This window comes from Inquilinus ginsengisoli (genome assembly GCF_031453975.1).
GTDB classification, from domain to species: Bacteria; Pseudomonadota; Alphaproteobacteria; order DSM-16000; family Inquilinaceae; genus Inquilinus; species Inquilinus ginsengisoli_A.
In genome coordinates this window covers 69,299-81,697 of the sequence record NZ_JAVDPW010000016.1, presented here as the reverse complement: position 1 = coordinate 81,697, position 12,399 = coordinate 69,299, and the positions used below count along the sequence as shown (strand labels likewise).

Here is a 12,399-nt window from a genome sequence, read left to right as displayed (position 1 = left end):
GATCGTTGCAATATAGCCTAAATTCGAGGCGAACGCAGCGGCCGCCCGGATGTTGGCCCGGGCGGCCGCCCCCTTACCGGGTCAGAGGACGAAGTCGCCCGCGGTCAAGACGACCGCGCCGGTCAGGACGACGGTGAAGTCGACGACGCCGTCGCCGTTCACGTCGCCGTTGACCGCGGTCAGGCCGCCTCCGCTGACGGCCTGCAACTGGCCGGCCACGCCGGTGAAGGCGCCGGCGCCGATGAAGGTGAAGGCCTGGTCGCCGGCCACCGCGGTGTTGGCATCGATCGCCGAGAGGTCGATCTTGTCGCCTTGGGCATGGCTGAAGTCGTTGATCCGGTCGCCCGAGCCGCCCAGGCCGGTGTCGCCCGCGGCGAACACGAAGCGGTCGGCCCCGGCGCCGCCCGCGAGGAAGTCCCGCCCGGCATCGCCGTGCAGGATGTCGGCCCCGGCGCCGCCCACCAGCGCGTCGTCGCCGGACCCGCCGGCCAGGGTCAGGCCAAGCTGGCCGGCACCCAGGCCCGCGGCGTTGATCGTGTCATTGCCGGCGCCGGCGTCGACCGTCAGGTGGTCGATCGTCTCGGAATGCGTGATCGCGACCACGGCTTTGAGGCCGGCGATGCCGACGGTGACCGCCGAGGACACGACGGCGACGCGGTCGGCCCCGGCCGTACCGTCCACATCCACCGTGTCGGCCGCGCCGTCGCCGGTCGCCGGATCCGCCGCGCCGGACAGATCGATCCCGACCCGGATGAGATCGGTCCCGGTCAGGTCGTGGACGTTGACGTGATCGGTGCCGCCGAGCGCCCTGAACTGGATGCGTTCGACGTCGTTCAGATCCATGTTGACCGCGGCGATGTCGCGGAAGAACGTCGCCCGATTGTGGTCGGCCGAGATGTCGATGGTCTCGGCGGCATTCGCCCCGAGGAAACTCAGATCATCGGTGCCGGCCCCGCCTTCGACCGTGTCGCTGCCGTCGCCCGGCGCCCAGAAGAAGGTGTCGTTCCCGGCGCCGAGGAAGGCGGTGTCGTCACCCTTGGCGCCGACGACGACGTCGTTGCCGTTACCGCCGATCAGGACGTCCGCCCCGGCGCTACCGATCAGGGTGTCGTTGCCCTCGCCGCCGTCGAGCACGAGGGTCATGGACACCGGCAGTGCCCGCGCGTCGAGCCGGTCGTTGCCGCCGAGCCCGTTGACCGAGAGCTGGTCGTCCGCATCGAAATGGCCGATCGTCGTCTGCGCCGCCAGGCCGTTCACCTGCACGGTCGTGGCCGCGCCGGTGCCCGACAGCGAAAGCGTGATCACATCGCTGGCGGCGGCAGCAGCGCCGTTGACGATCACCGAATCCTCCACGCCGTCGCCGACGGTGCCGCCGGGCGTCCCGGCCAGGTCGATCGCCACCAGCTTGACGTCGGTGCCGGCGAGGCTGTTGACCGTGATCGAATCCGACCCGCCGAGCGCGGCGAAATCGATGCGCTCGACATTGTCCAGGGTCATGGTCACCGCGGCGATGTCGCGGAAGAAGGTCGCCTGCCCGGCATTGCCGAAGATCAGGATGCTCTCGTCGGCATTGGCGCCGTCGAAGTCGAGCGTGTCGGTGCCGTTGCCGCCGTCGACGAAGTCGCTGCCGTCGCCCGGATCCCAGCCGAAGCTGTCATTGCCGTCGCCGAGGTTGGCGATGTCGTCGCCCTTCTCGCCTTCGACCACGTCGTTGCCGCCGAAGCCGTTGATGGTGTCGGCGTCGTCCGTACCGGTGAGAATATTGTTGCCATTGTCGCCATTGATGACGGCCATGATAATCGCTCCCTCTATCGAGGCTGGCCGGGCGGCCGGCCTCCTGGTGAAATCACGACAAAGGTGCCGCACCCCGGGCCGATCCGCGTGTTACCGAGGTCACTTCACGGCGAATTCGGCCGGGCCGGGCAGGAGGCGGGGATGGAGGGGCGATGCGCGAGCTGACGATGCACCAGGTCGATGCCTTCGCCGACCGGGTGTTCGGCGGCAACCCTGCGGCGGTGCTGGTCCTGGACGACTGGCTGCCGGATGCGGTGCTGCAGGCGATCGCCGAGGAGAACAACCTGGCCGAGACCGCCTTCGCCCGGCGCGCCGCGGCCGGCTGGGACCTGCGCTGGTTCACCCCGGTGCACGAGGTCGATTTCTGCGGCCACGCCACCCTGGCCACCGCCCATGTGCTGGCCGCCGAGCTGGGCGAGGCCGGAGAGCTGGCGTTCCACACCCGGGTCGGCCGGCTGGCGGTGACCCGGACGGATGACCGCTATGTGCTCGACATCCCGGCCCTGCCGCCCGAGCCGGCCGACCCGCCGCCATCGCTGGTGGCGGAGCTGTTCGGTGGCCAGGTGCAGGCGGTGTTCCGCAACTTCGAGAACCTGTTCGTCGAGCTGCCGGACGAGGCGGCGGTGCGGGCGGTGGTGCCCGACCTGCTGCGCATCGCCGGGCTGCACCCGCTCGGCCTTGTCGTCACCGGCCGCGGCGCCAGCGCCGACATCGCCTCGCGCTATTTCGCGCCGAGCTACGGCATCCCGGAGGACCCGGTGACCGGGTCGATCCATGCGACGCTGGTGCCGTATTGGGCGGCCAAGCTGGGGCGGACGGTGCTGAGCGCGGTGCAGTGCTCGCGCCGCGGCGGCCGGCTGGGCTGTCGGCTGCAAGGCGACCGCGTGCTGCTGTCCGGCCAGGCCGTGACCTTCATGCGCGGGGTGGTCCGACTGCCGGGGTGACCTAGTCTGTGTTCCAATGCCGCGTTGGTTCAGGAGTCCCGCCATGCTGAAGCAGATCGATGCCGGAGTGCTGACCGTCGCCTATGAGGAGACCGGCGACCCGGCCGGCTGGCCGGCGGTGCTGCTGCACGGCTTCCCCTACGACATCCGCAGCTACGACGCGGTGGCGCCGAGCCTCGCCGCCCAGGGCGCCCGGGTGATCGTGCCCTATCTGCGCGGCTACGGCCCGACCCGGTTCCGGTCGGCCGACACGCCGCGGTCGGGCGAGCAGGCGGCGCTGGGCCATGATCTGCTGATGCTGCTGGATGCGCTGGAGATCGAAGCGGCGGTGCTGGGCGGCTATGACTGGGGCGGGCGGGCCGCCTGCATCGTCGCGGCGCTGTGGCCGGAACGGGCGCGCGGCCTGGTCTCGGTCAACGGCTACAACATCCAGAACATCGCCAAGTCGGGCGAGCCTGCGTCCCCCGAGGCCGAGCTGCGCTACTGGTACCAGTACTATTTCCATGGCGAGCGTGGGCGGCTGGGGCTGGAGCGCAACCGGCGCGACCTGTGCCGCCTGCTGTGGCGGCTGTGGTCGCCGGAATGGCGCTTCGACGACGCCACCTACGACCGCAGCGCCGGGGCCTTCGACAACCCCGATTTCGTCGCGGTGGTGATCCACTCCTACCGCCACCGCTACGCCCTGGTCGACGGCGATCCTGCGGTGGCGGCGGTCGAGCGCCGGCTGGCGGCGCAGCCGCCGATCACGGTGCCGGCGCTGACCTTGGACGGCGACGCCGACGGGGTGATGGCGATCGGCGGCACCGCCGGGCACGCCCCGCACTTCACCGGCCGGCACGAGCACCGGGTGGTCACCCCAGGCATCGGCCACAACCTGCCGCAGGAGGCGCCCGCGGCTTTCGCCGATGCCATGCTGACGGTGAAGGGCTGGGCCGGCTGACGATTGACCGAACGACCGGTCAGCGAATTCCGTACTGCGCGTCGTGCAGCCGGCGATAGATGCCGCGGGCCGCGACCAGGTCCTGGTGCCGGCCCTGTTCGGCGATGCCGCTTTCGTCCACCACCACGATGCGGTCGGCGTCCTGGATGGTCGCCAGGCGGTGGGCGATGACCAGGGTGGTGCGGCCCTGCGACAGCTCGGCCAGCGACTGCTGGATCGCCTTCTCGGTCTCGGTGTCCAGCGCCGAGGTGGCCTCGTCCAGGATCAGGATCGGCGGATTCTTCAGGAACATGCGGGCGATCGCCAGGCGCTGCTTCTGGCCGCCCGACAGCTTGACCCCGCGTTCGCCGATCACCGTGCCCAGGCCTTCGGGCAGGCCGGCGATCATGCCGTCCAGCCGGGCCCGGCGCGCGGCCTCGGCGATGTCGGCGTCGCTGGCGCCGAGACGGCCATAGGCGATGTTCTCGCGGATGGTGCCCGCGAACAGGAACACGTCCTGCTGCACGATGCCGATCTGGCCGCGCAGCGAGGCCAGGGTCATGTCGCGGATGTCGATGCCGTCGATGGTGATGCGGCCGGCCTGAACCTCGTAGAAGCGCGGCAGCAGCGAGCAGATGGTGGTCTTGCCGGCGCCGGAGGGGCCGACGAAGGCGATGGTCTCGCCGGCATGGATGGCGAGGTCGATGCCGCGCAGCACCGGCTTCTCGGCGCTGTAGCCGAAGCTGATGCCCTCGTAGCGGATCTCGCCGGTCAGCCCCGAGACGGCGACGGCGCCCGGCCGGTCGACGATGTCGGGCTCGGTGTCCAAGAGCTGGGTGTAGCGCCGGAAGCCGGCGATGCCCTTGGGATAGGTCTCGATCACCGAATTGATCTTGTCGATCGGCCGGAAGAACACGCCGACCAGCAGCAGGAAGCCGACGAAGCCGCCTTCGCTGAGCTGCCCGGTCAGCACGAAATACGCCCCGGCGATCATCACCACCATCTGGGTCAGCCGCATGCTGAGATAGCTGAGTGAGGTGCTGGCCGCCATGATCCGGTAGGCGTCGAGCTTGGTGCGGCGGTAGCCCTGGTTGTCCTCGGCGAACAGCCGGCGCTCGTGGTCCTCGTTGGCGAAGGCCTGGACCACGCGGATGCCGCCGACATTCTCCTCGATCCGGTGGTTGAAGTTGCCGACCCGGCCGTACAGCGCCTGCCAGTTGCGGGTCATGCGGCCGCCGTAGCGGGTGGTGACCCAGGCGGTCAGCGGCACGATCGCGGCGGTGATCAGCGCGAGGTGCAGATTGACCGAGAGCATCAGCGCAAAGGCGCCGATGAAGGTCATCACCGCGATGAACAGGTCTTCCGGCCCGTGATGCGCGACCTCGCCGATCTCCTCGAGGTCCTTGGTCAGGCGGCCGACGAGATGGCCGGTCTTTTGGTTGTCGAAGAACCCGAAGGACAGCTTCTGCAGATGGTCGAAGGCCTTTCGCCGCATCTCGGTCTCGATGTTGATGCCGAGCATGTGGCCCCAATAGGTCACGATCGCCATCAGCCCGGTGTTGGCGACGTAGATCGCCAGCAGGCCGACCGAGGCGAGCACGATCAGGGTCCAGTTCTGGCTCGGCAGCAGGCTGTCGACGAAGACCTTCACCGCGATCGGGAAGCCGAGCTCGAGCAGCCCCGACACCACGGCACAGGAGAAGTCGAGCACGAACAGCCGGCGATAGGGGCGGTAATAGGCGAAGAAGCGCTTCAGCATCGGATCATCTTATCGGCAAAATCAGGCGCCGCCCTGCCACGCCCGGACCGAGTCGAGCGGGTGGACCAGCATCAGGATGTTCAGGGCCAGGTTGTCGCGGATCAGCCAGCCGGTGAACAGTTCGAAGAAGATGGCGATCGCCACGGTCAGCCACAGCGGCGCCCGCGAGGCGAAGAAGAAACCGAGCAGCATGAAGGAGATGTCGGAGACCGAGTTGATCACGCTGTCGCCGGTGTAGCCCAGCGCGATCGTCGCCTCGCGGTAGCGGTCGATGATGACAGGGCTGTTCTCGGCGATCTCCCAGGCGCATTCGACCAGGATGGCGATGATCGCCCGGGCCTTCACCGGCAGGCGCCGGGCCACCAGCCACAGCAGGCCGAAGAACAGGAAGCCGTGGATGATGTGCGACGGCGTGTACCAGTCGGCGATGTGCTGTGAGTTGTCGGAGCTGAGCACGTCCGACGTCCACAGCTTGACCGTGCCGCAGGTGCAGATCGGCACCCGGCCCATGGCCAGCAGGATGGCCGCCGTCGCCGCGATCAGGCCGAGGCCGATCAGCAGGTAGGCACGCCGCGGCAGCCGGTCGAACCAGGTCACGCTTCGAGACTCCCCCCAGGATGGAACAGACATAGCACGTCCGAATGGCTGCGAACCATTCGCAATGGACGAATCGAACCACCCCGGAGGGCATGGCAGCGTCCTAGAGGTACGGCGAGGCCAGCCAGACCGCGCGGTTGCGGATCCGCTTCAGCAGCGGCCGGGCCCGCAGCGTCGCCAGGGTCTCGGCCCGGGCCGAGGCGATGCGGCGGCGGATGCCGGCGTCGATCTCGCCGGCAATGCCGCGGTCGTAGATCTCGACATCCAGCTCGAAGTTCAGGCGCAGGCTGCGCGGATCGAGGTTCGAGGACCCGATCAGGGCCCAGGCGCCGTCCACCGCCATCAGCTTGGAATGGTCGAACGGGCCGGTCGCCCGCCAGATGCGGCAGCCTGGCGCCAGCAGCTGGTCGAGCTGCGCCGTCATCGCGTAGTCGACCAGGGTGAGGTTGTTGGCGTCGGGGATGACGATGTCGACCGCGATGCCGCGCCGTGCCGCGACGGCCAGCGCGCCGACCAGGATCTGGTCGGGCAGGAAATAGGGCGAGCAGATCCGGATCGACTCCTGCGCCACCGCGATCGCCCCCATCACCAGGCTGTGGTTGGAACCGAGGTCGTGGTCCGGGCCCGACAGGATGGCGCGGGCCAGCACCGATGCGGGCGACCCTTCCGGCGGCGCCGGCACCTGCCAGGCCCGGCCCGACAGCCGCTCGCCGGTGGTGAAGCGCCAGTCCTGGACGAAGGCGGCGTGCAGCGCCTGCAGCAGCGGCCCCCGGATGCGGGCATGGGTGTCGCGGGCCGGCTCGCCGTCGGCATGGGCGGTGGTGAACGCGGCCCGGATGTTCATGCCGCCGGTGAAGGCGGTCTCGCCATCGACGATCAGCAGCTTGCGGTGGCTGCGCAGATTGGCATAGGGCAGCTTCAGCCCGATGATGTTGCTCATGAACCGCGCCGTGGTCACGCCGCCGCCCCGCAGCAGCGGGATGATGGGCGGCCGCGAATAGCGCGCGCCGATGGCGTCGATCAGCACCCGCACCTCGACCCCGCGGCCGCGCGCCTCGATCAGCGCCTCGGCGATCTCGCGCCCGACCGGGTCGTTGTCGAAGATGTAGCTCTGCAGCGCGATCGAGGATTGCGCGCCGCGGATCGCCGCCAGCATCGCCGGATAGGTCTCGTCGCCCCCGTGGAGCAGCACCAGGTCGTTGCCCGGCGTCACCACGAAGGGCGAGATCCGGTCGCCGACCCGCTGCAGCGACGCGAATTGCGGGGCGGAGGCCGGGACGACATCCGCGGCCTGCGCATCCGGCCCGCGGCCGCCCGCCTCGGCGCCGGCCCGGCGCCGGCGGCGCACGATCGCGGCGCGGCGCACCCGGTTGATGCCGATCACCAGATAGATGAAGGCGCCGAGGATCGGGCTGAGCAGGATGACGCCGACCCAGCCGGTGGCGGCGCGCACATCCTCCTTGGTCATCGCCGCATGGATCGCGGCGCCGACGCCGACCACGATGCTCAGCGCCAGGGTGATGTGCGGCCAGTAGGTCGTCCAAAAGGCATTCATCGCCGCTCAAGGTCCTCCGGTTCGCCCTATCCCTCCCAGTATCGGCGGCGCCGGGCAAGGGGCTGCGACGAACGCCCGCTTGACGGTCTCCGCTCGCACCGATAGTTTGGATCCATGGATCCAAACCTGATCGTCGACATGTTGCGGCACGACATCGAAACCCGGGCCCTGCCGCCGGACACGGTGCTGCGGCAGGAAATCCTGGCGACCCGGTTCGGCGTCAGCCGCCAGCCGGTGCGCCAGGCGCTGGACCGGCTGCTGGCCGAAGGGCTGGTGGTGCGCCGGTCCGACCGCGGCCTGGCCGTCGCCGGCCTGTCGGCGGAGGACGCGCGGGAGCTGGCGGCGCTGCGCATCCTGGTCGAGGGCGAGGCCCTGCGCCTGTCCCTGCCCCGGCTGGACGCCCGCGCCCTGCGCCGGGCGGAGCGGCTGGCCGAGGATCTGGTCGAGGAGGAGGACCCGGCGGCGATCGAGGAGCTGGACGTCGCCTTCCACGCCGCCCTCTACGCCGCCTGCGGCAATGCCCGGATGCTGCGCCTGGTCGATTCGCTGCGCCGCGAGGGCCGGCGCTCCTACACCCTGCAACCCCCGGGCTCGGTCTTCCGCGCCACGATGGCGGCGCAGCACGAGAGTATCCTGGCGGCCTGCCGCGACGGCGACTCCGCCGCCGCAATCGCCGCCCTTGCCGCCCATCTGCGGGCAGCCGTCGATCTGCAACCGGGAGACACCCCATGAGCCACTATCAGGCCACCGTGCTGTGGCAGCGCCCGCCGGACATCGCCTTCACCGACGGCCGCTACAGCCGGGTGCATCTCTGGCGCTTCGACGGCGGCGTCGAGGTGCCGGCCTCGGCCTCCCCGCATGTCGTGCCGCTGCCCTTCTCGGCCTCGGAGCCGGTCGATCCGGAGGAGGCCTATATCGCCGCCCTGGCCAGCTGCCACATGCTGACCTTCCTGTCGATCGCGGCCAAGCGCCGATTCGTCGTCGACAGCTACAGCGACACCGCCGAGGGGGTGATGGAGAAGAACGGCGACGGCCGGCTCGCCGTCACCCACGTTGTGCTGAACCCGCGCGTGACCTATGCCGGGACGGCCCCCGACCGCGCCGCCGAGGAGGCGATGCACCATGCGGCGCACGACCAGTGCTTCCTGGCCAATTCGGTGAAGACCGCGATCGAGACCCGCCTGGACTAGAGACCGTCTGTAAATGCTACTGGCGCGGCCGTCTGACGGCGGTTTCTCCGCTTCCGGTGCTCACGCACCAAACGTGCGCTGCGCTCCGGTTCTCGAAACCACCGCCAGCCGACTCACGCCAGCGCATTTCCAAACGGTCTCTAAGGCCGCCGCGCCGTCGCTTGCAGGTGGCGACACGCCCCCGCATCTTGGGCCGCGTTGGCTGATGGGGGATTCGGAGCATCCATGCGGGTTCTGGTGATCGGCGGCTACGGGCTGATCGGCGGCTATGTCCTCAGCCGGCTGCACCGGCAGGGCCATGCCGTGGTCGGCGCCGGGCGCGAGATCCGGATGGCGGCGCGGCGGTTCCCCTATGCGCGCTGGGTCGCGGCCGATCTGGCGGCGATGCGGCGGCCGCAGGATTGGGCCCCGCATCTCGCCGGCATCGACGCCGTGGTCAACTGCGCCGGCGCGCTGCAGGACAGCCCGCGCGACGACCTGCGCGCCGTGCATGTCGACGGCGCCCTGGCGCTGTACCGCGCCTGCGCCGCGGCGGGCATCCGCCGGGTGGTGCATGTCTCGGCCGCCGCCGTCGGCGCCGGGCGCGAGACCGCGTTCAACGCCACCAAGCAGGCGGCAGAGGCGGCGCTGGCCGGCCTCGACCTCGACTGGGTGGTGCTGCGCCCCGGCCTGGTGCTGGCGCCCGCCGCCTATGGCGGCACCGCCCTGCTGCGCGGCCTGGCCGGCTTTCCCGGCATCATCCCCGCGGTCCATGCCGACAGCGTGGTGCAGCTCGTCTCGGCCGAGGATGTCGCCGAAGCCGTGGGCCGCGCCATCGACCCCGCCGCACCGGCCCGGATCGCGCTCGACCTGATGCATCCCGATCCGGTGCGGCTGGCCGAGCTGCTGGTCGCGCTGCGCGGCTGGCTGGGCCTGCCCCCGGCGCCGGTGCTGCGCCTGCCGACGGGGCTGGCCCGGATCTCGGCCGTCGCCAGCGATGCGATCGCCCGGCTGGGCTGGCGCAGCCCGATGCGCAGCACCGCCCTGGCCCAGCTGCGCATGGGCATCGCCGGCGACGGCAAGACCTGGCAGCGGGTGCTCGGGCTCCGCCCCCGATCCCTGGCCGAGATGCTGGCCGGCTGGCCGTCGGGGGTGCAGGAGCGCTGGTTCGCCCGGCTCTACTTCCTCAAGCCGTTGGCCTTCGCGGCGCTGATTCTGTTCTGGCTGGCCTCCGGCCTGATCGGCCTGGCACGCCTCGACCAGGCCGCCGCGGTGCTGCGCGACGCCGGAGTGCCGGCCGGGCTGGCCGTCGCAACGGTGGGCATCGGCTCGGCGGTCGACCTGACGCTGGCGGTCCTGGCCTGTTTCCGGCGCAGCGCCGGGCCGGCGCTGCTCGGCATGGTCGCGGTCTCCGCCGCCTATCTGCTCGGCGGCACCCTGCTGCGCCCCGACCTGTGGGCCGACCCGCTGGGCCCCCTGGTCAAGGTGATCCCCGGCGCGGTGCTGGCCCTGGCCGCCCTGGCGATGCTGGATGAGCGCTGATGGATACCTACGAGCTGCTGAAGACCCTGCATGTGATCGGCGCCACCGTGCTGTTCGGCACCGGCGCCGGCATCGCCTTCTTCATGGTCATGGCGCACCGCACCGGCGACGCGGCGCTGATCGCCCACACCGCCGGGGTGGTGGTGATCGCCGACATGCTGTTCACCGCCTCCGCCGTCGTGGTCCAGCCGATCACCGGCGCGCTGCTGGCGCGGACCGCCGGCTATCCCCTGTTCGAGGGCTGGATCGGGCTCAGCCTCCTGCTCTATCTCGTCGCCGGGGCCTTCTGGCTGCCGGTGGTGTGGCTGCAATGGCGGATGCGCAACCTGGCCCGCGATGCCGTCGCGCGCGGCGCGGCGCTGCCGCCGGAGTACCGGCGGCTGTACCACATCTGGTTCGCCTTCGGCTTTCCCGCCTTCGCCGCCGTGCTGGGCATCCTGTGGCTGATGGTGGCCAAGCCGGAGCTGTGACGGAGCGGCCGGGCCCGCCGATGCCATCCGTTGCATTCGCCCGGCCATTGCCGGCAGGTTGCAGCGTCGGCCTCGTCGCCGGCGGGGCGGGATGCGGGGACCAGGGCAGCGGTGGCAGTCGATGATCGGCCAGGCATGAGCGGCCAGCGCCCCGAGGCGACGCCGACGATCCGCGACATCGCCCGGTTGGCCGGAGTCTCGACCGCCACCGTCTCTCGCACGCTGATGCGGCCGGCGATGGTGGCCGAGGAGACCCGGGCCCAGGTGCTGCGCGCCGTGGCCGAGGCCGGCTACACCCCCAACCTGCTGGCCCGCGGCCTGCGCCGGCACGAGGCGGGCGCCATCCTGGTGCTGGTCCGCGACATCGTGAACCCGTTCTACCCCGAGATCTTCCGCGGCGTGGAGCGGACGGCGCGGCGCCTGGGCTTCAACGTGCTGATGGGCAACACCGACGACGACCCGGCGCAGGAGCGCGACTATCTGCGGCTGGTGCTGTCGCGGCGGGCCGACGGCATGATCGTGCTGACCGGGCGGATCCCCGACCTCGACGACCCTGCCGTGCGGCGGGTGCCGATCGTGCTGGCCTCCGAACCCGTGCCCGGCCACGACCTGCCGATCGTGCGGATCGACAACCGGGCGGCGGCGGCCGAGATCACCCGGCACCTGATCGGCCTGGGCCATCGCCGCATCGCCCATGTCACCGGGCCGCTGGACCAGGCCATCGCCCGCGACCGGCTGGACGGCTGGCGCGCGGCGCTGCGCGATGCCGGGCTGCCGGCCGGGGACGACCTGGTCGCCCCGGGCGATTTCCGGGTGCCGTCCGGGGCGGCCGCCGGCCGGGCCCTGCTGGCCCTGCCCGAACCGCCGACCGCGATCTTCGTCGCCAGCGACGAAGCCGCCATGGGTGTGCTGAGCGCGATCCACGCGGCCGGGCTGCGGGCGCCGCAGGACATCTCGGTCGCCGGATTCGACGACATACCCTTCGCCGAGGCGTTCGATCCACCCCTGACCACGGTCCGCCAGCCGCGGCTGGCGATGGGCGAACAGGCGATGATGATGCTGCACCTCCTGATTGTGGGCGACGCGCCGGCGGAGCGGGTCGTGACCCTCCCGACCGAGCTGATCATCCGCGGTTCCACCGGCCCCTGCCGGTCGCGCTGAGCACCCGATTCGCGTGTATCCGTGGAATTGGGGCGTCGCCTCCGGGGGATTTCATGATGGAAACCTGGGGGACAGCCCGCGAATCACGCCGTTCGGCCCCATACTATGGCATGTGACGCCCGCATGGCGCATATGCAGAAAGCGCATTTAAGAGATATATAGCGCTCAGTTTCGGAAATTAAATTTCCCGCCCTGGATGCTTCCGGAGCTCAGGCCCGCCATCCATTCGCACTTCGCAACGAAGCCGCTCCCGCATGAGACAATTTTCTCCTGCCATGGCATTTCACGAAATAATATTCCTTTCACCAGAAATTATAAAATACTCTGCAGAAATTTTTCACCGAGAAATCGCAATCTGATAATCAAAGCTCCTGCAAATCTTGTCCAAGCAAACAGACCTCCTCCTTTTGTCATGATCCTTTAAGTTGTGTAGCAGCGATGATTTTGTGATCGTAGGTCGAGAAGCGGCGCCGTCTGCCGGCAGCGCTA

The 12,399-nt window shown here is 70.1% G+C and carries 11 protein-coding genes; 7 read left to right on the top strand and 4 right to left on the bottom strand.

The annotated features are described in order from the left end of the window. Nucleotides 1-81 precede the first annotated feature (81 nt). A complete protein-coding gene (locus E9232_RS33230; RefSeq protein ID WP_309801571.1) occupies nucleotides 82-1,794 on the bottom strand; it encodes a calcium-binding protein in 1,713 nt (570 codons plus the stop codon). Nucleotides 1,795-1,946: 152 nt separating this feature from the next. Here E9232_RS33230 and E9232_RS33225 point away from each other — a divergent pair, with 152 nt between their 5' ends. Together E9232_RS33225 and E9232_RS33220 are read left to right on the top strand one after the other, a co-directional pair. After that, on the top strand, nucleotides 1,947-2,738 hold the full coding sequence (locus tag E9232_RS33225; RefSeq protein ID WP_309801570.1) for a PhzF family protein: 792 nt from the start codon (nucleotides 1,947-1,949) through the stop codon (nucleotides 2,736-2,738). 43 nt (nucleotides 2,739-2,781) lie between these two features. Continuing rightward, on the top strand, nucleotides 2,782-3,678 hold the full coding sequence (locus E9232_RS33220) for an alpha/beta fold hydrolase (protein ID WP_309801568.1): 897 nt from the start codon (nucleotides 2,782-2,784) through the stop codon (nucleotides 3,676-3,678). A 19-nt stretch (nucleotides 3,679-3,697) separates the two neighbouring features. Here E9232_RS33220 and E9232_RS33215 read toward each other — a convergent pair whose 3' ends face one another. The 3 genes from E9232_RS33215 to E9232_RS33205 all read right to left on the bottom strand — a co-directional run bounded on the left by E9232_RS33215 (nucleotide 3,698) and on the right by E9232_RS33205 (nucleotide 7,568). Then, nucleotides 3,698-5,416, bottom strand: a complete 1,719-nt coding sequence (locus E9232_RS33215; RefSeq protein WP_309801567.1) for an ABC transporter ATP-binding protein — start codon at nucleotides 5,414-5,416, stop codon at nucleotides 3,698-3,700. 21 nt (nucleotides 5,417-5,437) lie between these two features. Then, nucleotides 5,438-6,013 (bottom strand): DUF2585 domain-containing protein, encoded by a 576-nt coding sequence (locus tag E9232_RS33210; RefSeq protein WP_309801566.1) that lies wholly within the window; start codon nucleotides 6,011-6,013, stop codon nucleotides 5,438-5,440. A 103-nt stretch (nucleotides 6,014-6,116) separates the two neighbouring features. Continuing rightward, nucleotides 6,117-7,568: a phospholipase D-like domain-containing protein gene (locus E9232_RS33205; RefSeq protein WP_309801565.1), complete on the bottom strand. Its 1,452-nt coding sequence runs from the start codon at nucleotides 7,566-7,568 to the stop codon at nucleotides 6,117-6,119. A gap of 114 nt (nucleotides 7,569-7,682) precedes the next feature. Between E9232_RS33205 and E9232_RS33200 the strand changes: the two genes are divergently transcribed. The 5 genes from E9232_RS33200 (at nucleotide 7,683) to E9232_RS33180 (ending at nucleotide 11,910) form a co-directional block, all read left to right on the top strand. Further along, entirely contained in the window at nucleotides 7,683-8,300 is a 618-nt protein-coding gene (locus E9232_RS33200) for a GntR family transcriptional regulator (RefSeq protein WP_309801563.1), read from the top strand. Beyond that, nucleotides 8,297-8,758 (top strand): OsmC family protein, encoded by a 462-nt coding sequence (locus tag E9232_RS33195; protein ID WP_309801562.1) that lies wholly within the window; start codon nucleotides 8,297-8,299, stop codon nucleotides 8,756-8,758. The genes E9232_RS33200 and E9232_RS33195 overlap by 4 nt, the downstream gene beginning before the upstream one ends. Before the next feature lie 225 nt (nucleotides 8,759-8,983). Then, on the top strand, nucleotides 8,984-10,279 hold the full coding sequence (locus tag E9232_RS33190) for an SDR family oxidoreductase (RefSeq protein WP_309801561.1): 1,296 nt from the start codon (nucleotides 8,984-8,986) through the stop codon (nucleotides 10,277-10,279). Next, nucleotides 10,279-10,749: a DUF2269 family protein gene (locus E9232_RS33185; RefSeq protein WP_309801559.1), complete on the top strand. Its 471-nt coding sequence runs from the start codon at nucleotides 10,279-10,281 to the stop codon at nucleotides 10,747-10,749. Before E9232_RS33190 ends, E9232_RS33185 begins: the two co-directional genes overlap by 1 nt. A gap of 135 nt (nucleotides 10,750-10,884) precedes the next feature. Next, nucleotides 10,885-11,910 carry a LacI family DNA-binding transcriptional regulator gene (locus tag E9232_RS33180; RefSeq protein WP_309801558.1) on the top strand — a complete coding sequence of 342 codons (1,026 nt, stop codon included), beginning with the start codon at nucleotides 10,885-10,887 and terminating at the stop codon, nucleotides 11,908-11,910. Nucleotides 11,911-12,399 lie beyond the last annotated feature (489 nt).